Origin of the sequence: Saccharospirillum alexandrii (assembly GCF_004000275.1) — a bacterium.
GTDB classification, from domain to species: Bacteria; Pseudomonadota; Gammaproteobacteria; order Pseudomonadales; family Natronospirillaceae; genus Saccharospirillum; species Saccharospirillum alexandrii.
This window is the reverse complement of sequence record NZ_RCIP01000002.1, coordinates 889,163-912,567: the sequence shown is the minus strand read 5'-3', so window position 1 is coordinate 912,567 and position 23,405 is coordinate 889,163. Positions and strand designations below refer to the sequence as shown.

General features: G+C 48.8%; 24 protein-coding genes and 1 pseudogene. 7 read left to right on the top strand and 18 right to left on the bottom strand.

Going from position 1 to position 23,405, the window contains the following annotated elements; genetic code table 11:
* Positions 1 to 54: 54 nt before the first annotated feature.
* From EP166_RS11875 to EP166_RS21505, 3 genes and pseudogenes are all read left to right on the top strand, one after another.
* Positions 55 to 1,077, top strand: coding sequence for a tyrosine-type recombinase/integrase (locus tag EP166_RS11875; protein WP_127557199.1), 1,023 nt, complete (start codon positions 55 to 57; stop codon positions 1,075 to 1,077).
* Complete coding sequence (locus EP166_RS11870) at positions 1,074 to 3,236, top strand: tyrosine-type recombinase/integrase (protein ID WP_164743917.1); 2,163 nt, start codon at positions 1,074 to 1,076, stop codon at positions 3,234 to 3,236. The genes EP166_RS11875 and EP166_RS11870 overlap by 4 nt, the downstream gene beginning before the upstream one ends.
* A 530-nt stretch (positions 3,237 to 3,766) precedes the next feature.
* A pseudogene (locus EP166_RS21505) lies at positions 3,767 to 4,590 on the top strand (IS66 family transposase); the annotation flags it as partial.
* A gap of 365 nt (positions 4,591 to 4,955) precedes the next feature.
* Here EP166_RS21505 and EP166_RS11855 read toward each other — a convergent pair.
* From EP166_RS11855 to EP166_RS11795, 12 genes are all read right to left on the bottom strand, one after another.
* Positions 4,956 to 5,399, bottom strand: a complete 444-nt coding sequence (locus EP166_RS11855; RefSeq protein ID WP_127557193.1) for a c-type cytochrome — start codon at positions 5,397 to 5,399, stop codon at positions 4,956 to 4,958.
* A gap of 15 nt (positions 5,400 to 5,414) precedes the next feature.
* Complete coding sequence (locus EP166_RS11850; RefSeq protein ID WP_127557190.1) at positions 5,415 to 6,239, bottom strand: WD40/YVTN/BNR-like repeat-containing protein; 825 nt, start codon at positions 6,237 to 6,239, stop codon at positions 5,415 to 5,417.
* Positions 6,240 to 6,258: 19 nt separating this feature from the next.
* Complete coding sequence (locus EP166_RS11845) at positions 6,259 to 7,002, bottom strand: cytochrome c biogenesis CcdA family protein (RefSeq protein ID WP_127557189.1); 744 nt, start codon at positions 7,000 to 7,002, stop codon at positions 6,259 to 6,261.
* Between the two features lie 357 nt (positions 7,003 to 7,359).
* Positions 7,360 to 7,881 carry a TlpA family protein disulfide reductase gene (locus tag EP166_RS11835; RefSeq protein WP_246026280.1) on the bottom strand — a complete coding sequence of 174 codons (522 nt, stop codon included), beginning with the start codon at positions 7,879 to 7,881 and terminating at the stop codon, positions 7,360 to 7,362.
* A gap of 50 nt (positions 7,882 to 7,931) precedes the next feature.
* Positions 7,932 to 8,372 carry a DUF411 domain-containing protein gene (locus EP166_RS11830; protein WP_127557183.1) on the bottom strand — a complete coding sequence of 147 codons (441 nt, stop codon included), beginning with the start codon at positions 8,370 to 8,372 and terminating at the stop codon, positions 7,932 to 7,934.
* A gap of 55 nt (positions 8,373 to 8,427) precedes the next feature.
* A complete protein-coding gene (locus EP166_RS11825; RefSeq protein WP_127557181.1) occupies positions 8,428 to 9,117 on the bottom strand; it encodes an SCO family protein in 690 nt (229 codons plus the stop codon).
* 49 nt (positions 9,118 to 9,166) lie between these two features.
* Complete coding sequence (locus EP166_RS11820; protein ID WP_127557179.1) at positions 9,167 to 9,424, bottom strand: hypothetical protein; 258 nt, start codon at positions 9,422 to 9,424, stop codon at positions 9,167 to 9,169.
* 604 nt (positions 9,425 to 10,028) lie between these two features.
* Positions 10,029 to 10,214 (bottom strand): urease accessory protein UreH domain-containing protein, encoded by a 186-nt coding sequence (locus tag EP166_RS21745; RefSeq protein ID WP_127557177.1) that lies wholly within the window; start codon positions 10,212 to 10,214, stop codon positions 10,029 to 10,031.
* A gap of 162 nt (positions 10,215 to 10,376) precedes the next feature.
* Entirely contained in the window at positions 10,377 to 10,886 is a 510-nt protein-coding gene (locus tag EP166_RS11810) for a protein-disulfide reductase DsbD domain-containing protein (RefSeq protein WP_127557175.1), read from the bottom strand.
* Positions 10,887 to 10,942: 56 nt separating this feature from the next.
* Complete coding sequence (locus tag EP166_RS11805) at positions 10,943 to 11,347, bottom strand: heavy metal-responsive transcriptional regulator (protein ID WP_127557173.1); 405 nt, start codon at positions 11,345 to 11,347, stop codon at positions 10,943 to 10,945.
* A gap of 80 nt (positions 11,348 to 11,427) precedes the next feature.
* Entirely contained in the window at positions 11,428 to 12,069 is a 642-nt protein-coding gene (locus EP166_RS11800) for a TVP38/TMEM64 family protein (RefSeq protein WP_246026279.1), read from the bottom strand.
* Positions 12,070 to 12,390: 321 nt separating this feature from the next.
* Positions 12,391 to 14,847 (bottom strand): heavy metal translocating P-type ATPase, encoded by a 2,457-nt coding sequence (locus EP166_RS11795; protein WP_127557169.1) that lies wholly within the window; start codon positions 14,845 to 14,847, stop codon positions 12,391 to 12,393.
* A gap of 628 nt (positions 14,848 to 15,475) precedes the next feature.
* Here EP166_RS11795 and EP166_RS11790 point away from each other — a divergent pair.
* The 3 genes from EP166_RS11790 to EP166_RS11780 all read left to right on the top strand — a co-directional run bounded on the left by EP166_RS11790 (position 15,476) and on the right by EP166_RS11780 (position 17,650).
* The gene (locus EP166_RS11790; protein WP_127557167.1) at positions 15,476 to 16,267 is read left to right on the top strand and encodes a hypothetical protein; all 792 of its coding nucleotides are present in this window, start codon (positions 15,476 to 15,478) and stop codon (positions 16,265 to 16,267) included.
* A 69-nt stretch (positions 16,268 to 16,336) separates the two neighbouring features.
* Positions 16,337 to 17,065 carry a cytochrome c biogenesis CcdA family protein gene (locus tag EP166_RS11785; protein ID WP_127557165.1) on the top strand — a complete coding sequence of 243 codons (729 nt, stop codon included), beginning with the start codon at positions 16,337 to 16,339 and terminating at the stop codon, positions 17,063 to 17,065.
* A gap of 36 nt (positions 17,066 to 17,101) precedes the next feature.
* Complete coding sequence (locus EP166_RS11780) at positions 17,102 to 17,650, top strand: DsbE family thiol:disulfide interchange protein (protein WP_281276791.1); 549 nt, start codon at positions 17,102 to 17,104, stop codon at positions 17,648 to 17,650.
* 258 nt (positions 17,651 to 17,908) lie between these two features.
* On the opposite strand, the gene cadR is transcribed toward EP166_RS11780, so the two are convergent.
* Positions 17,909 to 18,316 (bottom strand): Cd(II)/Pb(II)-responsive transcriptional regulator, encoded by a 408-nt coding sequence (gene cadR / locus EP166_RS11775; RefSeq protein ID WP_127557163.1) that lies wholly within the window; start codon positions 18,314 to 18,316, stop codon positions 17,909 to 17,911.
* A 96-nt stretch (positions 18,317 to 18,412) separates the two neighbouring features.
* Here cadR and EP166_RS11770 point away from each other — a divergent pair, with 96 nt between their 5' ends.
* Positions 18,413 to 19,309, top strand: a complete 897-nt coding sequence (locus tag EP166_RS11770; protein WP_127557161.1) for a cation efflux transmembrane domain-containing protein — start codon at positions 18,413 to 18,415, stop codon at positions 19,307 to 19,309.
* 871 nt (positions 19,310 to 20,180) lie between these two features.
* Here EP166_RS11770 and EP166_RS11765 read toward each other — a convergent pair.
* The 5 genes from EP166_RS11765 to EP166_RS11745 form a co-directional block, all read right to left on the bottom strand.
* On the bottom strand, positions 20,181 to 20,531 hold the full coding sequence (locus EP166_RS11765; RefSeq protein ID WP_127557159.1) for a DUF3703 domain-containing protein: 351 nt from the start codon (positions 20,529 to 20,531) through the stop codon (positions 20,181 to 20,183).
* 168 nt (positions 20,532 to 20,699) lie between these two features.
* The gene (locus EP166_RS11760; protein ID WP_127557157.1) at positions 20,700 to 21,368 is read right to left on the bottom strand and encodes a DsbA family protein; all 669 of its coding nucleotides are present in this window, start codon (positions 21,366 to 21,368) and stop codon (positions 20,700 to 20,702) included.
* Positions 21,365 to 21,796 carry a disulfide bond formation protein B gene (locus EP166_RS21700; protein WP_342775637.1) on the bottom strand — a complete coding sequence of 144 codons (432 nt, stop codon included), beginning with the start codon at positions 21,794 to 21,796 and terminating at the stop codon, positions 21,365 to 21,367. The genes EP166_RS11760 and EP166_RS21700 overlap by 4 nt, the downstream gene beginning before the upstream one ends.
* A 125-nt stretch (positions 21,797 to 21,921) precedes the next feature.
* Positions 21,922 to 22,410, bottom strand: a complete 489-nt coding sequence (locus EP166_RS11750) for an SCO family protein (RefSeq protein WP_220432554.1) — start codon at positions 22,408 to 22,410, stop codon at positions 21,922 to 21,924.
* A gap of 132 nt (positions 22,411 to 22,542) precedes the next feature.
* Positions 22,543 to 23,367, bottom strand: coding sequence for a cytochrome c oxidase assembly protein (locus tag EP166_RS11745; protein ID WP_127557153.1), 825 nt, complete (start codon positions 23,365 to 23,367; stop codon positions 22,543 to 22,545).
* Positions 23,368 to 23,405 lie beyond the last annotated feature (38 nt).

Genomic DNA, 23,405 nt, shown 5'->3' with positions numbered 1-23,405 from the left:
TTAGTTGGAATGCTTTTGAACTAATATGAATGCGTTGACACTCAGGAGGCGCATATGGCTGCCACCACCCCACTGCACAAACAAGTGTTAAGCCGTTATCCCAGTGTTCATGCATGGTTGGAGCTGTTGGCTAATCTGGGGCGTGCGACAGCCACCCTAGACGCCTATAGTCGCGCCCTTGCTCATTACTTGTTGTATTGCGAAAAGAATGGCCTGAAACCTGAGTTTGCGACATTCGAGAAAGTCACGCTATACATTCGTGAGCAGCTACCTGGTGCAAATAGTGCAGTGGCTAATTCAACCGTACACCAACGACTTACTGCCATCCGGTTATGGTACGATTACCTGGTATTTCAGGGCCTTTGCAACCACAACCCTATACCTCGTGGAGAGCATGGCCGGCTTCGCCAAGTGCCTGAACATGGAGGGTTTGTCAGGGGTTTGCTCCCACGATTGATAAAGTTGCCAAACATCCCTACCGATGAGCAGTGGCGACACTTTCTCAGTATCGCGGCCAGGTCGTCTATACGTGATCGACTTATGCTGTCGTTGGCGTATTTTGGGGCACTTCGTCGTGCCGAGTTGGTGGCCTTACGAATTGAGGATTTAGACGTTGCACATCGGCTAGTCTCGGTGCGAGCGGAGACGACCAAAGGCAAACGCAGCCGCGTCGTGTGTTACAGCCCTGAAATTGCACCGGTATTAGTAGCGCATCTGTATGCTCTTCGGAACGCAGGCTGGTTGCATGGCTCGTTGTTTCGATCAGAATCAGATCGTAATCGAGGCTCGTCACTGACCCGCTGGACGTGGAGCAAAACGGTTGAAGGATGGGCCAAGGAAGCGAAACTGTTGCACCTGAGCACTCACACCTTTCGCCACCTTCGGCTTACCCACCTGGCTCGTGCTGGCTGGAAGCTCCATGAATTGACCGCATATGCTGGTCATCGAGATCCCAAGACCACCTTAGTTTACTTGCACCTGTCGGGCGCTGATCTAACTGCAAAGATGGCTCATTCGATTGGCAGTCTCGATGCTCGGGTGTTTTGTGAACTCTTTGGATCTGAGGTATTGCAATGAGCACGCCCTCCATAATCCCCTATGTTCCATTCGACACGAGCCAGTACGAACGTCAGAGCATTCTATCGAATCGGGAGCTGACCATACTTTCGAATCACTTTCACCGTTCAGACTGGCGCTACCTCCAATCAGAGATACCTAAGTTGCTGGCCCCCCTGGTTGATATAGTGGACCACAGCGGCGTTTCCAAGCGATTAGCAATTTGTTCCGTGGCAGCCATTCTCTGGAATGTCAGCAAAACTGGTCAATCTTACTGGTGTTGGTCTGAGTCACAGTGGTTGACGTTGCTCAGTAAGCGAACTGGATCACGACCGTTCCTCGCTTCCGTTGCCTACCACATTGGCGGGTTTAAGACCCCACAGCGTATCGAAAAATTCCGGCAACCAGCGATATATGCTTCTCATATATTCGGCCATGAAGTGTTCAGACATGAGCATGCACGCTTGAGTCAAGCGTTGAGGTCGCTAGGCTACGCCGCGCGCAATCTTGAACAATTTCTTTCGTGCGTGCTGGGCACCCTGATGTTGGAAAATGGTGATCCGCGGTTGGAGACCTTCACTGAAGAACTGCTACTGAAGGGCCAAAGAAATCGAAGTCTAGGTGTCGCAAAATCGGTTGGGAAAGTGTCTCACGGACTGGCTGCCATGGGTGTTTTGGCAAAACCTCTGCGCATGCGGGGATACACCTGCTGGCGGGAAAAAAGCATCGAAGGTATCGACCCTACTTGGACGATGTGGTGTCGTCGATGGCGAGACACCTCCACCTTACGCCCTCGCACACGTGAAAGTAATTACAGTTTTATCTTAAGGACTGGTGGCTGGCTAGCGCGTGAGCAACCAGAAGTTGCGGCGCCTACCGATTGGAGCATGTCCACTTGCGCTGCGTTTATTGCCGCTATTGACCGGATGACGGTTGGTGAGTGGGCTTTGGAGTCAGCGAAGGGAACACAGCTCAAAGGGCTTGGCCAGCCTATTGCTGCCAACTCAAAACGTAACTTTTTGCATGCCTTGCGGCGTTTTTTTTCAGACTTCGAGCTGTGGGGCTGGGGACGTTTGAAGTTCAGTCCCCGACATCACTTGGCTACGCCACGATCCGTGACGTTTAGCTCGGGTATCAACCCACGCGTTATTGATGACTCGACATGGCTCAAGTTGATATGGGCGAGCCTAAATATTGAGCGTAAGGATTTGCTTTCAGAAATTCACTACCCCCTATCGATGGTACAAGCCATTGCCGTGTTGTGGACGCACGCTGGCCTGCGTAATAATGAAATTATACGATTGGACAAAGGGTGCGCCCATCCACAAACGCATGAAGTGGTGCACGAGGATGGAACTATCGTCCCAGCAGGAACCCTTTGCTATCTAGATATTCCTGCCAGCAAGACATTCAAAGCGTTTGTCAAACCTGTAGGAATGGTTGTGAAGGAGCGCATTGACGCCTGGCTGGAGGATAGGCCTGCCGACCAAGCTGCCTTGCTTGATGAGCGAACTGGGAATAAGGTTAGCTACTTGTTCCAGTTTCGGGGCAAGCGCATAGGGTCAAGTGCCATCAATAGCACCATCATTCCAATGCTATGCGCCAAGGCGGGTGTGCCACTGGAGGACAGTCGCGGGCGAATCACCAGCCACAGAGGGCGTGCATCCGCGGTAACAGCACTAGCCAGTGTACCTCAAGGCATGTCACTGATCGAGCTGATGCAGTGGTCGGGGCATAGCTCGCCGAGCTCAACCTTGCACTACATTCGAATTCGGCCTACCAAGCTGGCGGCATCCTTTGTTAAAGCCGATCAAATGGCGCATATGGTTTCAGTCCTGATCGACCACGACATCATTGCGCGCCATTCAGATGACCCCTACACCTTCTATGACTTGGGCGACTCGTATTGTTCGAATCCCTTTTGGAGCAGTTGCCCACATCGCATGGCCTGCGCTGGGTGTGATTTTAATTTGCCGAAAGCCAGCGCAAAGGCCCAGGCATTGGAAAGCAAAACGTCCATTAAACGGTATTTGGAAACGGTTCCGCTGACTGCGGATGAGCGGGAAATAGTGGAAGGCGATCTGGCGAAACTGGACGGACTCATTCGGAAGCTTGATACCGTGCCAACTCTGGATGGTCGAACCCCAAGTGAAATTGTTGCTGAAAAAGGGCGTTCATAATTCGTGATCGATTGGCCTGACAATGCTAAAAAATGTAGCGACCAATCTTCCGCTGTTTGTAGTGGTAGCAAGTCCCACTGTTACATTAGTCGTGAGTCGCTTTAACCGTAAGCGTCCTGTGGTGAAACCATCTGAAATTACCAGCCTACCACAATCAATGGTGTTCAGCTGTTTTTAAATAGACATCGATATGTTCATATTTAGCTCCAGACCTGAACCAAAGAAACGGAGAGTGTATTCTCAGGCGTTTTAAGCCTAGATTGTCGAAGCCTGTAACCAGCCCGGCGCTTCCCTGGCAAACATCGCACCTACCTATGGACTCAACGCGAACCTAGTTCATAAATGGCGACGTACAACGGACAATGTCTCGTCTGATGCAGATAGAGTTCCTAACTTTATTCCACTGGCCTTGCCAACGACCCAGTCGAGTTGCTCACCGATGCTGCGGATCGAACTGCCCGGCGTTCGGGGTAACGCTGTCGTGCACTAGCCCCTATCAGCGGCCGTGTGGTGTCTGCCCTGGTTGCGAACGTTGCTGTCATGATAGGGATGGATCAGATTTGGCAGGCCACTTCATCGATAAAGGCATCCCGGCGACCGGGTTACTGGCCCAGGTGTTGATCGCCAAGCACGCCGATCTCTTGCAGCAGTACCGGCAAGAGAAGACCTTTGCCCATGCGAGTTTTATCATCGACCGCTCAACCCTGGCGGACTGGGTGGGTGCCTGCGGTGTGGTGTTCCTCGGTGTCTGGACTGGAAAACTGGTATGCAACGACTTCGGTGGCTACAAGGCCAGCTTTGCCGCCGGCGTCACGGAAATCGCCATGCACGTCGCAAGTTCTTCGATCTGTATGCGAGAAAAACGAGCCACTTAGCAGCTCAGACGCTGTCGTATATCCAACGTCCGTATGATGTGGAGCGGGACCTCAAAGACATGAGCGCTGAGCAGCGACTGCAACGACGACAGGAACACGCCAAACCTACACTGGATGCCTTACACCACTGGATGATCGGACAGCGCCAGTTGGTACCGGAGGGCTCGGCCATTGCCAAGGCATTGGACTATAGCCTGAAGCAATGGGCAACGTTAATCCGTTACCTGTATGATGGCAAAGTGCCGATCGATAACAATCGAGTGGAAAACCAAGTACGTCCATGGGCACTGGGCCGGTCGAACTGGCTGGTCGCCGTGACCAACGTGCGGTGGCAATCATGAGCCTGATCAGACAGCGAAGCTGAATGGGCACGAGCCTTATGCGTACCTGAAAACGTGCTCACCCCGCTGCCAACCCAGCAGGCGAGTGCGATCAATGAACTGCTACCACACAACTGGTCATCATCTGACAAGGTGTGATGGCCGAACGCTTACCAATGACCAGCCAGTGTGAAGACTAAAAAACAACGCGTCGGCCGATGTATTAGCAGGAGGCGTTTGGACTGACGCCGGTACCAGCGCGACGGGCCTGGCAACCGAGGCCCAAGGGTCGGTTATATAATCGTCAGTAATAGAGGCTTTTGATATTCACGCCGTATTGCTGATATTAGGAAAACTTGGTCAGGCCATTTTCAGAGCAGGCTTTAAGATACCCGGCGCAAAACGCGTGTCGTTCGTTCACAGTTCGCATCGATATATCTAATTAAAGAAAACAACAGGGTCAAGGACTGTGAACGTACGCTACAGATGGTGCGGCTAGACGCTTACCTTATACAGGCAACCACCTAAGGAAATGGAGCTGTCAAACTTTCGCTTTCCTGGTGTTGGCGCTGATCAGCATTCCAAAATGTTTTGAGATAGTTGACTACATTGCGGATCTCACTAGGTGTCAAGATGTTTTCAAAAGCAGGCATGGTCAACCGATTGGAATCATTCCATGGGTCACGCCAACCTTTAGCTACTATGTTATAGAGCATTTTGTCTGAATGCTTCCAAGTATGGCCTTCAGGGTCGTGCGGTGGAGCCGGCAATTCACCTTGCTGATTTTTTTGGTTCCAGTCGGCTTGTCCCTGACCCGAAAGCCCATGACACCCTGCGCAATATGCCTCATATACAGCACGACCTTCACTCCGGCCTTCTTCAATCACCAAAGAATTACCGTAAACCATGCCATTACCAGCCATCACTAGCAAGGCAACTAAAATGATTCTATAAAATAAGCTGTACATTGACCTGGCAGCCTTCTAATCAATATACCGAGAAACGCTACCGCTACTGTCGAGCCCAACTAATCCCAACGAAGGAACAAAGGCAATAGCAATAGAAACGGCATCGCTACCCAGCTCCCATTCCTGACCACCATTGGAACTGGACCAAATACCAGTATCTGTAGCAGCGTATACTTGCGTGGGGTTTTGTGGATCAAAGACAGTATCGTAGACTGCTCCAATATTCATAATTCCAGTAAGACGCCAACCACAAAAACAGTCCATGGAGATTCGAACGGCATCATCAGAAACAGCATATAGCCAGCCTGTCTCCATACTTCCCTCCATGTTTGAATGCATCAATCGAAGAATGGGTTTTACCGGACCACTGTCCATTTTTGTCCAGGTTTTCCCTGCATTCTGTGTGCGGTATATGCCATCTTGTACAAGTACAACATACAGAGTTTCGGGCTGGTCCCGATGTATGGCCAGAGCCATGATGTCCTTCGAAGGTAGGTCACCATCCAAGCTTTCCCAGGCATTCCCTTCATCTGAACTGCGCCATACGCCCAAACCCAAACCAGCAACATAGACACTCTGGGCATTCTCTGTGGATGTAACAATTGAGGTCAATTCAGAGCCCGTCATACCGGAAGGTATTTCTATTTCCTGCCAGTCAATCGTTGAAGTCTTGCTTTTAAACAATCGGTTTTCAGACACTTTGTATAGTTGATCCCCAGCGGAATCATACCACAATGTTGGTAGTACCTGACTGCTTGGCTCTGCTTCAACCGCCATGCTTAACGCAGTCATCAAAATTAACGCTAACAGGTACTGTTTACTTGTGTGAACTGCAGTCATAGTTATGCTCTCATGCCAGTTATCCGATTTTACCCAGGACCGGGAATGTCGCCAAAAGCCAATATGAAAAAGCTGACAACTGCCCGGTAATTATCAAAACGCCCATAATAATCATAATGGCGCCGGCGATAACATTCAGTGTTCGACCCCAGCGGCGAAAGACTGCTCCTTTGTTTAATAAGGAGTTAATCGAAAGAGCGCTTAGTAGAAAAGGAACACCCAGACCCAGCGAATAGACTCCAAGCAAAGACAATGCGCCCGCCATATTTGCCGAGGAGGCACCCAGGGTCAAAATGGCCCCCAGTATTGGCCCAATACAGGGTGTCCAGCCGAAGGCAAAAGCGACACCCAACAGATAAGATGCCAGTGGTCGGCCTGCTCGCTGCGGTATTTTGTGGAAAAATCGCCACTCCCGCTGCAACCTGGGAATAGGTACCAGCCCAGTCATGAATAAGCCAAACACAATAACAATGAGCCCGCCAAGTAGGTTGGTTTCTTGCCGGTAGGTGAGTAATAGCCCGCCAATCGCAGTCGCACTTGCCCCCAGCATGAGAAATATCGTAGAAAAACCAAGAACAAACCAGGTTGCCCGGCCCATTGTCAGGAATCGGTCCAGCGTTTGTGCAGTTCTTATTTCTTCCAATGGTCGGCCTGCCACGAATGACAGGTAACCGGGAACCAAAGGTAATACGCACGGAGATATAAACGAAATCAGTCCGGCCAAAAAGGCGGCTATCAGGCTGATGTTAGCAATTTCAATCATTAGTATTAAAATTTAACATTGGCTGAAGGTACGACAGAATCACTTGACCCCGGATTAGAAGCGGCCCTTGTATCGACCAGGCTTACACCGTCCTCTGTTTTGTTTTCAGACTTTTTGTTTTTGCACATCATACACACCCCAAGGCCGCACATAACCAGACAAGGAAGCAGGCTAATCAAAATTGGGGCAATACCAAACAGGACCAACTGCTCCCATCCGAATAGCAAACCGGCGCCAATGGCAACGGCGGCTATCAGAAGGAGACGGCGTGGATTATTGAACATCCGTGCTCTTCGAGATTGTTTATGGCCATCTTTGGGCTCATTGTCACAGCAATTCATTAGTCTTTCCCCCTATTTAGGAGAGTATATCTGCTAGGAACTTGATCATTTCATCACTGTTCCATTCAGCAGTCCCCACCAATCGCCCTATTTCTTGGCCCTCGGTGTTAAGCAGCAATGTCGTTGGAATACCGACCGCTCTCAGTTTGTTGCCCGCCATACCGGAATCGTCAACATAGACACCAAGATTCTCGATACCTATTTCTCTATAGAATTCGGTCACTACGCCCGCCCCCTGACGATCCAGGGAAAGCGCCAGTACATCAAAGTTTGATCCCCCAAGTTCGGATTGAAGCGCGTCCAGAGTTGGCATTTCTTCGCGGCATGGGCCACACCAGGTAGCCCACAAGTTCAGTAACACGTACTTCCCCGAAAAGTCAGACAGACTGAGTGCATTACCACTCCCATCCTCGAAAGTGACAGCCGCAATATCTTGAGGGGTTTCCCACAATAGCAAGCCGCCAGGGCCAGTCCTGGCCGGAGGCTCTGCTACCGTGCTTAAAGGGAGCAAAGTCGCGACCAGAACTAATGTCATCATAGACCGTCGTATCGAATTAATTCTCATTTTTGCCTCCCCCCGCACGGTAATTAGAACGAGGTGTAAATAATGCTTGATGTCATGGGTCCAAAATTAAGCGCATAGACATCGATGGAACCGCGCTTGTTTCCGCCCATACCTGGAGAACCTGCCGGCATACCAGGGACGCTGAGACCGCGTATGAAAGGTTTTTCTTCCAAAACGGTATTGACGATATCAACCGGGATGTGTCCTTCAAACAGGTAAGTTTCGATCAGTGTCGTATGACATCCGAACATCTCCTCCGAGACGTCATGCTCCAATTTGATTGCAGTAAGATCTTCTGTATTAATTACTTCTACATCAAAACCATTGCGCTCCAGATACTCTGCATATTGACCGCAGCATCCACAGTTTGGGTTTTTATATAGCTTGGCCGCAGTTTGCGATGCGAAACTGGATGCGGCATACAACAACATCAAGGAAACCGCCAGAAATTTCATGATTTTCATAAGTTCTCCAATGGAACGACCTAAAGCAGTATCTACACGTAAACGCAGACACTCACTATTTGAACATATTTTCAAAATAAGTATGTACTTCATCCCAGGTACTGTCATTCAGTGCACTGGGGCCTTTCACTAACACTTCCAGATAGGACACAAGGTTCCCTGGCTTAAACTCCAGGCCGTGAAAGCGTGCTTTCAACCAACCTTCCTGATCTACAACATGAGTCACCAGGCCATGCATCTGCACCCCTTCACTGACACTGGAAAACTTTAAACCATAGTCCTCGGCCAACGAGCGGGTCAATTCCGGATCACCACTGGCATCACGGTATAAAAATCGCCAATTAGACGGCGCCAGATCAAAGTTGCGCCCGTAGGCATTCATGTTGTCAACAGTGAGATCTACATTGCTTTCAGTATCCGTAGCAATGGTAATGAACTCAACCTGCCCGGAAAGCCCCTGTTCCGAGACGCGGTCCTGTAGCTGGGCAATCAAATTCATGTGTAGAGGACAGGCATCGGCACAACGTGTGTATAGAAAATTTAGCACCACAACCTTACCAGCAAGGTCTAATTTTGAGACAGGGTTCCCCTGAGTGTCAAAGAGTGTGAACGGCGGTGCTACTCGATCAACAAACTGGGCATATCGCTCCTGTTCCTTGATTACTGCTTCGGCATCATTGAGCGAGTGCGCCGAGACCGGCAGGTTCAGCATCAACAAAAGGAGCAAAGGTACAAAACTCTTCATCGGCCGCTTTATCATTCTTTCAATTTACCTACTAGACACTAATGATCGCTCAGTTTTCCACTTTTTCGGAATCCGTTGAGTCGTGATGTTGTTGCATCATTCCCATCATGAAATTGCATTTTTCCATCATTGATTCCATTTCGTCCATCATATCCATCATACCCATTCCATTTTGCTGCATCATTTCTCCGTGTGCAGAGCTTTCATTTCGGCTTCCTTCCTGCATGCTTTGATCGGCCCAAAGAAACCCAGAACTAAAGACACTTAAAGTGGCAACGAATGAGTAAATAATTTTTTGTTTGTTCATAACCGCTTTCCTCATTTATTAACAACCAATAGACAAACTTTCTGACAGACCTACCTACTTGCTAAAGGTCTCTTTCTCTGGATAAAAGTACCCTTCAAGTAGGCTTTAAGGTCAAGCGGTTGTAGTCTAATTGACACTTAATTGACACATGAGGATGTCGCTTTAGTTGAGAATAGCTGCCATAAACCAGGCATTCGCTTATAGCTCGTGCATTAAGGATGCTATTATCATCTAGTACTTAGGCACTGAATAGAAATCTTGCCAAGCAGCTAAGATTACAATAGCCGAACCAGCAACGCTCCGTACCCATTTGAGTTGCACCAATTACACTACCTTTGTGCCCCAATGCCTGTCCCAAGCACTGTTGGCAACGTCCCTAGCCCAAAAGCCCCATCAATTCGGCTGCAGTTAGAGGCTCTGCAGCCGCCATGATTCAGCCTAACATAGTGTGAACCAGACCACATGATAGCCCCCCAAATAGACCCTAAAGCAATCGCTCTGTAAGTATTTGTTACAGGAACAAGCCGCCTCCCTAATGGCTCCACTAAGCGCCAAATACAGCGCCCTAGCGCTTCGATTCTACTCATGCCACGCCACCAGTCCGCTATGACAAGCCTATTATAATCAATAATACTGCCACCAATGGCCGGAGAACCAGCGCGGCCTCATATAATGCTTGGTTCAATACTTTGACTACCAGGGCTGCGGATGCGCCACTGGACATATAACTGACTATACGACCGCCACTGTAACCTAGCCTTAACGTAGAAATGTGACGAGGTCTTCGCATCGACTGCGGTATAGACTATGACAACGCGCTCTTTATGACTCCACACATACCAGCGCATTGAGCACCCTCCATAAAACTGAGTATAGAAGTGGCAAGTAGTGGCGGAATACCAGGATAGAGAAAATCAATATTCACATTGGCATCAATACTAAGCCGGTCGAATCAGTGTGTGATGTCGAGAAGTAGTGGCTCAGACTGCAAACGAACACTAGCATTCAAAGTAGCGGTCTGAGGCATGTAACACAGGCCCTTATCGGAACACCCTTGATACGAGACCTGAACACTCAGTAGATTGACGATATTACTTTCGCTGTAAATTGGTGCGCTCAACAACACTGAATTATAAAATACTTCCATTTCTCCCAGCGTTTCATGAATGATATTCGTCCCGGCAGGTATAAATAGTGGCCCGATGTGAACACTCTGTTGCTCGGTAGTAACAGAAAACTGATGGCGATGGAGGTAGTAGCCTTCAGCATTGGTGAAACTTATGTATAGCCGTTCGTCTTCTAGCCACGCACTGGGTTGAAACGCCAATTCTGAGGGTAGAAATGTCTGACTTCTGGTATTATTCTGGGGTAAACTCAAGTTTAATTCGATGCGCTGAGAGAACGTATTGTCGGCGAAACACAAAGGCGGCAACAGAAATAGAAAAATCACGGTCAATTTCATAAGTCATTATTCCGAGTGGATTAACTGATAAAGATTTTTCAACTTTCCTTTGTTAATCATTCAGAGTCCGCAATTGCCTCTACAATCGGACATCCTTCCAACATGGGCCCCTCTCCTGAACACTCAGTAAGAGTTTTCTCCAACACTCCCCTAATCCGAGTCAGCTTTTCGATCTGAGCCTGAATTCTCTTAAGTTTCTCAGTTGCAATTCGCTTGGCTTCTGCACGACTACCGTTAGCGTCCTGAAGTATTAGTAGCTCTCGTATTTCATCTAGTGTGAACCCCCACTGCTTCGCATTGAGTATGAAATGAAGTCGTGCGACGGCATCTTCGCTGTAGATACGGTAATTCGAGTCGGTTCTCTCTGGTGCTGGCATAAGCTTTTCTTTTTCGTAATACCTAATAGCTTGACTGGCTAGGCCTGTCAACCTTGAAAGCTCGCCTATAGTAAGACCTTTCATGTTCAGTTCTCCCATTGGGTTATTGAATTATGGCTACACAGCAGGAGGCTTAGACCCGTTTCAAAGGGTCCTCAAGCGGTTCACTTGCCCCGCCAATACAGCTGTATGACTTTTGCCAACAGAGGAAGCAATGTAATTCCCGTGATTAAGATCAATAGCACAGCCATACCCTGTGAGTTTGTTGATATCAAAGCCTCGCTAAAATAGGTAATCACAAAGGCCATAGGAATGACACCCGCTAACGTCGCAATCACAAAGCGCCAAAAAGCTAATGGAGTTAAACCAGCAGCGTAGCTGACTGCATCAAAGGAAATAAACGGTACCAGTCGAGAGGCGAAAACGATAATCATCAGTCCAGCCTGGGATCGATCCCGATGCAACCATGTCATTAACGTCTGTGCATGTGGCAACCGCTGCACAACCTGATAGCCAAAGAACCTTGAAAGACTAAAAGCGATAATGGCACCGGCTTCAGCACCAAGTACGACATAAATGGTACCTGGTACAGGTCCATAAACCGCTCCCGCAACCATGGCTATGGGGCCGCTAGGAATAGGGCTCATAACAATCGCTAACATCATTAGTGCGACGATCACAACAGGCCCCAACCATCCAAGTTGACTTATCAGATACCGAAGTTCGCTTTTGCTGGTCAGTATAGCGATCATGCCGCTGCTATGAAGTAGCCAGTAAATAATGATAAGCGCCACCAGCGCTGCCATTCCCGTTAGCAACTTAGTCCAAAACCTCTGGTCTCTGATCATTGCACTTGAAAACAAACGTTAGTGGACTTCAAAGCTTGTATACCTTTGTGAATGTGATGAGTCTAATGGTCATTTTAACTTCTTTTAAAGAGATATTTGGCCAAGGCAGCAATACCCAATACGAGCATCGTAATCAGCAATATTGAGATAAATCCCATACCAGCCATCATGGCCCAGCCACAAGTCCCTCCATCCATCATTGTCATCATATTTCGAACCTCATAATTACTCTCTAAGTTACTCGACTAATATTTAACTACGGTCTTGGTAGTGATCATGTTAATTGGCACCCAAATGTTTTTTGGAGAAACTGGGCTGAAATCGTCGCAAGCGCAGCGAATTGGTCAATACAAACACACTGGATATACTCATGGCAGCGGCGGCTAGTACTGGACTAAGTAAAAAGCCTGTTATTGGGTAGAGTACACCGGCAGCCACAGGGATTAACGCCACATTGTATCCGTAGGCCCAAGCAAAATTTGTGAGAATGGTTCGACGAGTGCGCCGGGATAAGGCAATGGCATCATTAATACCGTTAAGGTCACCACGCATCAATACGACGTCGCCGACTTCAATCGCTATATCTGTTCCGGTGCCCATGGCGATACCAACATCAGCTTGAGCCAGCGCCGGTGAATCATTGATACCATCACCAACGAAAACAACACGGCGACACTCATTTTGCAACCGTTTGATTTCATCGGCCTTCTGATCTGGCAGTACTTCGGCCAATACATGCTCAATGCCCACCTGACGGGCGATGGCATTGGCTGTGCCACTGTTGTCTCCGGTTAGCATCGTGATATTCAGGCCCTTGGTCCGAAGTGACCGTATAGCTTCAACAGCCTCCTCTTTTACCGGATCGGCAACGGCGATTATCGCGGTCAGATGGCCATCAACCGCTGCATACAGTGGGCTCTTGGCCTGGCCGGCCAAGGCCTCTCTCTGATTGAGAGTGTCGTTTAGGTCGATCCCCAATAAGCTCATGTACCGATCTGCACCAATAGACAGTTTATGACCGTCAACTTCCGCCGAAATACCGTAACCGGGCATGGCTTTAACCTGGCTGGCCGTAGGTACCGTCAGCCCTCTCTCATGAGCGGCCCGTACTATTGCTTCGGCAATCGGATGCTCACTCTGTCCCTCGACGGCCGCTACCCAACCCAACACTTCGGCTTCCTGACCTTTCAGCACAACAAAGTCCGTCAGCTCGGGCCGCCCTTTAGTTAAGGTGCCCGTCTTGTCGAGCACAATAGTGTCCATTCTGGCGAGCGTTTCCAGCGCCGCACCCTTGCGCAACAACACACCCATTTCGGCACCTCTACCGGTAGCCACCATGATAGCCGTCGGGGTCGCCAATCCCATCGCACAAGGGCAGGCGATCAACAGCACACTGACCGTGGTAACAAAAGCAAATGACAAAGCCGGTTCTGGCCCCATGACTAACCACGCAACGAAGGTTGCGGCGGCAATGAGCATGACGATTGGAACAAAGATACCGGCGATCTTGTCGGCTAACTGCTGAATAGGTGGCTTCTCTGACTGTGCAGACTCTACCATCCTGATGATCTTGGACAGCAATGTGTCTGAACCCACGCGCGTAGCCCGATAAGTCAGGGCGCCGTTTTTGTTGATGGTACCGCCGATAACCTCGGCTTTTGTTAGTTTTCTTACTGGCATCGGTTCGCCACTGATCATTGACTCGTCAACGTATGACTCACCTTCTACAACCACACCATCAACAGGAATACGCTCGCCCGGGCGAACCAGGATGAGGTCACCGGCGACGAGCTCATCCGCAGATATGTCCACGATCTGTTCATTGCGTAATACATGTGCCATCTTGGACTGTAATTGCAGCAGCTTTTTTATCGCTTCAGAGGTGCGACCTTTGGCAATGTGCTCAAAGTAGCGTCCAAGTAGAATCAGCGTGACGATTACCGCTGCTGCTTCAAAATAGCTTTCCGCCGTTCCAACCGGGAAAAAGTCCGGTACCAGCAAGGCGGCCACCGAGTACAAATAGGCGGCACTGACACCAATCATTACCAGGCTGTTCATACCCGGATTCAGGTGCTTCAGTTCGGCAGCGCCGGCTCGGTAAAAGCGGGCACCCGCATAGAAGACTACCGGCGTGGTCAAAATCCATTCAACGGCCATCCAGCCCCGGTGAGGCATCACGCTGGTAAACAGTGCATCCAAAAGGGGTAGCATTTTGCCCATAGCGATTATAACAACGGGGAAGGTCAACAGAGCCGCTATCACAACCTGATTACGCAAATGAATGCCTGCGTCATCCGGTTTTTCAGAAGAATCGTCGTGGGCTATACCCTGAGCCTGATATCCGGCCTCTTCAATGGCGCGGTGAATTCGTGCTATCGACACGACGTTAGGCAAAAACCAAACGGTTCCCTTTTGGCTTGCTAGGTTAACACTGACACCGGTCACGCCCGGTAGTTCCTTTAAAGATTTTTCGATACGGGAAACACAGGAACCACAACTCATACCCCCTATTGGAACCTTCACCTCATCGCTATGCGCCTTGTAGCCGGCTTCTTCCAGAGCGGATACCACACCTGTTAGGTCAACTCCATTTTCCGACCTAAGGGCGGCCTTTTGAGTGGCGAGGTTAACCTGAGCGGATTCGACACCCGGCAGGCTACCCAGTGCTTTCTCCACCCGAGCCACGCAGGATCCGCACGACATGCCTTGGACTCCAATTTCAACGAGTTCTCCCATTGTGTCCTCTTGGATTTGCATCAAATACCTAAACCACCGTTTGAAAACTATGTGTGCCTTAACTAACAACACGAGGGTAACCTTTAAGTAGACTATAAGGTCAAGTCCTTTAGTTCACTCGAAACATCAGCAAAATGACATCGCTTGAATGCTCAGGTAGTTGATGCTTTAATTCTGCGCCATGAAACCTGCTTCTTTACTATGCCCGCTGGCTTACCTCGCCGTGTTGAGCCTGCTCCTGAGTCTGTCAGTACTATCGACTGGCAATGTAAAGACTATGGGTATAAATGACGCGCCGGTCGGCAGTTCGGAAATATTCGAACAAAGTAAGACTTGCACTCAACTTGAAAACCAACCCATCACCTGCGATTTGCCAATATGTAGCGCATCGACAATGCTGTTCTCGTCATGTACGTATATTGCCACTCTTACGTCGGCTGTACAGAGACTCTATATTCAACCCTTTCAGTTTCTGCTGCCATCTCCTCCTGACCGTTACCCGCCAAAGTTGAACCGCAATAATACAGGCTGATTTAGGTTAATCCCGCGCCTATCAGTTGTTCCGGAGCACATGTTTCTGGTAAACCGATGTCGTGGTTATGGTCATTCGAAGATAGCAGGAAAACTGATGAGATCATTATTTGCTGTGGTAGCTGCGCTAACACTAATACTATTTGGGCAATCATTTCCGAGAGCTGCCTTTTCACATTCACTTGAAGCTGTAGAAACTGAACTGCGCTCAAAAGAACCCAATGTAGAATTTATAGATCAGACTGATGCGTCATTGCCGTTACCATTCTTCTTAGAAGAGAATGTCCGCCAAGCCGTTATAGATCGAAAAATCAGTATTCTGAATATTGCCGACAAGGATTGCCAGGCCGATTGCGCCGGGCATATGACACTAATCTCTAAGCTCCAAAAGATGGTTAACTCAGCCCATATGATCGATCAGGTGCGCTTCATCACCCTGATAACAAGCACCGAAATGATCGAAAGAGATAATGTGCTGACTTCTAGCTTTATAGAGCGGTTCGGTCTTAACCCGATTAACTGGAAAGGTCTCCCTATTAATGGCCAAGCACCCGGTACCACAAATCGACTAGTTGATCTGCTAGATGTCATGAAGGTAAGTCCAGACGTTCAGACTGAGCAGGATCGGGTGACCTATGTGATTGACAGGGAAGGGCAACTCAGAGCCCAATTTAATGGCCTGGAATTTCAGCCAGTCAACTTGGTTAGCTTAGCCAATACCCTGGTTTATGACACCCATGATATCACTACCGAAGAAATTTCAACCAACCATTCTTCGGTTCCATTGAATCTCAATATCCCTGACGTTTTGGTCAGTGGAAGTGTAATAGTATCCGGCCTGACGTTTGGTTTTTTCTGGTACCGAAGACATCGGAAAAGCCACCAATGACGCCCCGATTGGCTCAAAAAATATTTAGGCATGTAACTTTATGAAGAAATCTAAACGGGATACAACGGAATGGATATAGCGAATATCGGATTACTCGGCGCCTTTCTGGGAGGACTGATTTCATTTTTGTCACCCTGTACATTGCCATTGGTACCGGGGTACTTGTCGTTTGTTACTGCAACAGGTCAATCCAACCCGCAGAACCAACAAGAAAGCTGGCCTCATTTGCTACTCAGCGTGTTTTTCATACTGGGCTTTACAATTGTTTTTATATCTCTAGGCGCCAGTATCACCGTTGTGGGTGGCATGCTTCAGCAGTACCGGTACGAGGCTACGCTTATTGGCGGCAGTCTGATCATTGTGCTCGGTGTTTTCATGACCGGCCTGATCAGGATCAACGTTTTGCAACGTGAGTTCCGGCTGCACCTGACACCACGATCCAGCAATCCGACAACTGCATTTCTACTGGGCATATCGTTTGCAATCGGCTGGACTCCATGCATAGGTCCTATTCTGGCAACTATTCTGGCCATGAGCTCACTGTCGGGAGATCCACAACAAGGTGTCTTGCTGTTAAGTGTCTACTCTCTGGGGCTGGCACTTCCCTTCTTGATTGTTTCGATCTTTATGGAGTCTTTCAAAAAACGTCTACGAGCATTGGGCCGATTCAGTCGGTATTTGCATATTGCCGCTGGCCTGATCATGATCTTGATGGGGGTTGCAATGATTACTGGTAAGTTGACATTGATGGCTTCTTGGATGCTGAACTGGTTTCCGGCACTCGGAAAAATCGGATAAACACGTACGCCTGTCATTAAGCAGGCAATGGAGAGCATGAAAGCAATGAGAAAAGTTGTGTTTTTTCTTCCTCTTGTGGTAATTCTAGGCTTGGCTATTCTGTTTTGGAACAGCTTTTCGTTGGACAACCAAGAAAGACCCTCAGCTCTAGTTGGAAAGCCTGTACCGAACTTTGAGCTTCCCTGGCTTGAACAACCTGGAGAATATTTGAACCAAGACATTTTTAAAGGTCAGATTAGCTTACTCAATGTATGGGGTACCTGGTGCCCCGCCTGTCTGGATGAGCATTCGTATTTAATGGCGCTGGCGGACCGCGGTGTTCGGATAATTGGACTGGATTACAAAGACGATCTGAGTGCTGCAAAAAAGTGGTTGCAAGACTTGGGGAACCCTTATCAGGCCACTATTTTTGACCAGCATGGAAGTCTGGGCCTGGACCTTGGTGTCTATGGAGCACCTGAGACATTTCTTATCGACCAAGATGGTATAGTTCGCCTTCGCCATGTCGGCGTTGTCAATGAAAGCGTTTGGCAGGAAAAGTTTCGTCCCCTGGCCAATCGGTACTCCGATGGCAGGCAGTTTTAATTTGACTCTATCCTCCAGACCTATCGTATCCCATGCGAGTATTGAATCGTGTTTAAGGAAAGGCTATTCACCACACTGAGAAAAACATCAATTTGGCATGACAATCAACTATCGAAGCTACAAACGTTGACGCCAAAAAAATTGGGATTATGTCGAGACCGTGCATAGTATTTATTGGCTCCTATTCAGTTTGACTAGGTATACGTTAAACGAGGCAAGATAGAACCCTAATATGTGTTCTCGTTGATGCTTCAAACATCAGCGCTGATGCACGCTTCCCTCGCTAATTCCAGCAAGAACTCCACACGCCTCAACTTCTCGGTCGCTATTGCAGTTCGCCCTCAGTGAGACGAGCTGCTTCTCAAGTGCTTGTAGCGCAGTTATCTGTGACCTTACCTGACATATGTGAACATCTAGCAAATCATTTACAGCGGTACACGGTTGATGAGGGTCATCTTGATAGCTCTGAAGTTCGGAGATCTCTGCTAGTGACAAGTCCAGCATTCTGCAGCTACGTATGAAGGCCAATTGCTGGGCATGCTTGTCTGTATACACACGATATCCGTTTTCCTGCCGATCAGGCGACGGTAGCAAGCCTTGGTGTTCATAGTAGCGGATTGTCTGTGTATCAACCCCTATAGATTTTGCCAGCTGACCAATTCGCATCAGGATCCCCCTTCAAAAGTCTCTCAACCCTATTGACCTTATAGTTACTATATGGTTTCTAATGGTAGCATCATATCTAACGAATAGAACACTATTATGAGCAAGCCCTGTAATGACCACTGTGGCAACGATGAGCCACTCCGAGCAGAATCCGATAAGAATGACCCTTCCCAAGCCTCGGGGAAGTGGGTCAGTGTCTATACCGTTCCAAAGATGGACTGCCCATCAGAGGAACGAATGATCCGCCTCGCCTTGAACGGCTTTGAAGAGGTTCAGGCGTTGGCCTTCGACTTGTCGAATCGCCAGCTGGAGGTCGTGCACGATGGAAAGGCTGCCACTATCACTGCGAAGTTAACTTCCTTGGGGTTGGGAGCCTCTCTGAAGAATACCTCAGCCGCCGACCCGGAAACAGTCAAAGCTACCGTATCCTCGGCAACCTCTGCCACCCAAGAGTCCGGCACCCTGCGCTGGTTGCTTGGTATCAATGCACTTCTGTTCATCGTGGAGATGAGTGCCGGTCTAGCCGCCCAGTCTGCAGGTTTGATTGGAGAGTCCCTGGACAATTTTGCCGATGCAGCAGTGTACGGGCTTGCCCTTTATGCAGTTGGGCGTAGTGTTACTCTGCAGGCACGTGCCGCGCATCTTGCAGGCGTACTCCAATTGATACTAGCTGTAGGCGTACTCGCAGAGGTGGTGAGACGTTTTTTATACGGCAGTGATCCTGAATCACTGGTTATGATGCTTATCGCACTTGTCGCATTAATTGCCAATACCAGTTGTCTGTTGCTTATATTCAAACATCGTGAAGGTGGGGCACATATGAAGGCGAGTTGGATATTCTCGGCCAACGACGTGGTGATCAATTTAGGGGTGATCACCGCCGGAGCTCTGGTCGCGTTGACCGGCTCCAACTACCCGGATCTGATAATCGGTACCATCGCAGGTCTCGTCGTACTCAACGGAGCCAGGCGTATCCTGGCACTGAAGGGTTAATTAATACCCATTACTGGCGAAGGTCACTCATTGTACGTGTTATCGACCATATTCGGGCTACTGCAAATGACAACTAAATCTGCCAAGTGGCTAATTTAACAATTATTGACAAACGGGCAGTCTGTTATGGATTCCCCACTTTTATACCGTGGGTGTGTGAGGAGCACCGAGTCCCCCTTGAGCGAATAGTAAAGGCTCCAGCGTTAGACTTCATTCGAATTGCAGCCGTGGCCTCAGTTGCACTGGCCAATATGATCTGTGAGAACCGTTACAAAGTGGAGGACATCATCTGAGATTTTGTCCTCGACGGCACCACGAAGAACTGATTAACCGAGTATCCTGCTATCATGTTTTGGACTACCTTGGTCACAATTGGTGAGACTGGAATAGGCTGACTGAAAACTCTACTGACATCGCAATTGCCCCCGAATTCATTCTACTCGCTCGGGAAAGCACTTCGAGCAGAATGTTGTGTATCAATTCTGAGCGCATGAATCTATTGAGCACATGCCTATCAATTCCTGACTAACAAAGAATTAGGAGAGATTGCTACCCACGGTCTTTTTTGTGATTCTCTTTTATGGATTAAAGCCTTCGCCTGGAAAACGGTAAGCCCAGAAATTGGTTTACGCGCTCACTAGAAATTCTTCTTCTAATAATGGCTTCGGCAATCTAGTCAAATACTGAACTGCATTCCAGATGAGAGCTATTTTTGAAGCTATTCCAAGAGGATAACAGTCATTGCCCCTAGCATATATTCTATATAATGGCTGGTGTCACTTTATCAGTGAAATAGACTAACAGGAAATTCTGGAAACACTACTCCGTCAAAAATGTAAAGCGATGTTAGACAATGTATTTCAAGTTTAGTTCATCTGCTATTTGCTTTCTTCAGCACATCAGCCAAGTCTTCCGGAATGGGCATCGGTTTAAGTGCACTTACATTTGCCCGGCCCGTATTGCCGACTGGAACCCAGATTTTGGAAAACAACAAAGCAGCAACAGTTCGGGTTATTTGCCCCACTGTCTCACGGATATCGCGCGTTCGCCAACCAAGCCTCAGCATCCTTAAGTGAGTGGCGGCATGTGCTAAGGTGAACCTCTGGCTCAGGATATGCGCCCGTTCGAGATGCTTGAAGGCTGTACTGTAATCACACAATGCTTCGAAATTGGCGGCCGCTGACAGCTCATCTCTATAGTATTTTTTTAGTTCACTATTCATAAATTTAGCTCCCTTTCTTTGGCCAGCAACGCTATCACAGTGTTCTGCCTATCCAAATCTTAAACCAGGCTGCCAAGTAAGCGACCCCAAATGTTACGGAACAACGTTTCCGCAATCTCTAATCTCTCCGTTGTCAGGAGGAGGTTCACCGCTTCAAGCTTCCACACATTAGTTCTGTCTGTCGGGGAGATGCTTCTGTACGAGACGGAGTAATGGCTCAGAACCAAATTCGGTCAGTTGACGGCCATTCACGAAGAAAGTAGGTGTACCTTGTACCCCAAAGGCTCTTACGTCCAGCATGTCTTGCTCAAGGATGGCATCTATTCGTGCAGATTGCATGTCTTCGCGAGCTCTGGCTATGTCCAGACCAGATGCTTCCGCAGCCTCCCAAGCTTTTGTAACTTGAGGGGCATCATGCCAGGCAGGCTGTGCCTCCAGCACTGCTTCAAGCACTGGTTGATAGACGTTTTGAATGCGAGCTGCTTCTAAAATGCGTGAGACTTCTTCAGAGCCTTGGTGAAAAAGAGTATATCGCAAGACCAACCGCACCTGATCTGGGTATTCCGACAGTATCTGCTTAACAATTGGGTAGAAAGCCCGACACGCCTCACAGGAAGGGTCGAAAAATTCAACAATTGTTACAGGTGCGTCGGCAGGCCCAAAAGTAGGCGAATGAAACCGCACCAGATCCTGTTCATTTTCAACTGCTAGCGCTGAGGCTACAGGTTTTTCAGCAGTTGCTGCGGATTGTTGAGATTGCCGTTTGAAAAAGACTGTAGCTCCGAAAGCTACAATCATTACCATACCTATTGCGACGACGATAGCACGACGGTTCATGGGAGCATTCTCCTACGGATTAACAAAAGCAAAATTATTATGGCTGTGAAGATAGCGAACGCCAGGTATGGAAGTGGCAACCCGCCTAAAATTGTCATTCCGGCACCCGAACAGGATGGACCTGTAGCACTACAGGGCTGAATGGATTGAGGGATGACTCCGGCATAAAGCAGTGAGTGTGACAAAGCAAACAGGGCTCCAATGACTGCAAGAGGAAGTGCATATCGCCACACAGTCAAATCTGAATTAAAGCAAGCTACCGCCAACACTACAGCCAGCGGGAACATAGAGGTCCGCTGGAACCAGCAAAGTACACAAGGAGACTGACCCAGAACTTCACCGATATAGATGGCCGAAATTGAAGCGATCGCCGCCAGGAGCCAGGCCGCGAGAAGTAGCCACCATCCACTTACATCACTATCGTTCATCATTGGGTATGCATCTCATGATAGATGTCTTAAGTGTTCAGGATTGAAATGCACCAACTGGTACCGGTACGAAAGCGACGATTACAAGGTCGGTACCAATTTTACCTGCATGGTGCCATGCCTCTTTAAGAAGCCTGTAGTAACAGTTGAATATCATGAGTCAGATCAGAAATCGGCTGGTTTCCCCTAAGAAGAACTTGAGCTTCACCGTCAGCATTGAAGCCGTAAATCGCCGAGCTGTGGGATACGGCGTAATTACCATTTTCATCGGCTTCACCATAGCCGTAGGTAGCCCTCATCCGCTTGACCAAGGCGGAAAGCTGGTCATCGGTACCTGTCAAGCCGGTAACCTGAGGGCCGAAAAAGTCGGTGTAGGCTTTAAGTCTATCCGGTGTGTCGCGGCTTGGATCAACGCTTACAAACAAGACCTGAACCTCATCTTGGCGCTCCTCTGGCAACGCCTCAATGGCGCTTGCCAGCCCTTGCAATGTTCCGGGACATATGTCGGGGCAATTTGTAAAGCCGAAAAACATTAGCGTAGCCTTGCCGAGAAAAGTCTCCTGATTGACGTCCAGGCCTGACTCCGATATCAACTCGAACGATAGATCCGGCATAACTCCTCTTATGTCGGACCCTTTCCAAGCGACATCATTGTTGCTGCAGGATGCAACCATCAAGGCCAGTAGTATTGGCGCTACCCATGAAATAACTCTTATCACCGTATACTCCCTACTTTTCTATAATGTCTATGCGGGTCGCACTTTAGTTTGCTCGGATTGATGTAACATCCGCCTGAGCAACACCACCATAACCAATACACCCATCATGCCGGGTGGAATCCAGGTAAGAACTCCTCCCAGTACCTGATCATCATGAGGCGCGATGGGCCAAGCCCGACCGCAGAGATCGTAAATATCGTAAAGATTTGCCGGGCTCGTAACAATATAGGCACCAAGCCCCAGTTGGGGCACCGTCACAAACCAAATCACTATGATACGTTTTCCGAAGCTGAGAGTCTTGGCCCTGACCGGTGACCTAGGATCTAAAATTAACCACCAGAACAGGATTCCATCCAGGAACATCGACCAATTCATGACCAAGTACAGGGGTTGACTCAGCATCGCTTTAAAATGGACCTCGGGCATCAGCCAGAAAAAAATCAGGCCTACAAAAATGAATCCTGCCAGTGGTGGGAACTGAATGATACGATAAGGGATCTGAATCACACGAGAGCTAAGTGCCCGTGCGACAATATGCTTCGTTCTTCCCTCGGGAAAACCGGCAGATAATACCTTCCAAGGGTTCGATGCCATCAAAAGTATGGCCGCCAAGTGATGCAGCACCAAATGCTGAATGCGATGAATAAAGAACATGAACTGAGCAAAATAGTCAAATTGCGTATGCATGACTGAATAGGCCAATACGAACCCAAGCCAAAACAGCGCAATCCGCCAACCTGGCAATGGCGTTCCAGCCTGCGCCAACACTCGCTGGCCGCGAACAAACAACAAGCCAGTCCCGCCAAAGAATACAACCGCGAGCCAGGAGAACTCATACGGCAGGAGGTACATTAAATACTCTGGCACGGGAAACCCTCGTTGGCGGTGAT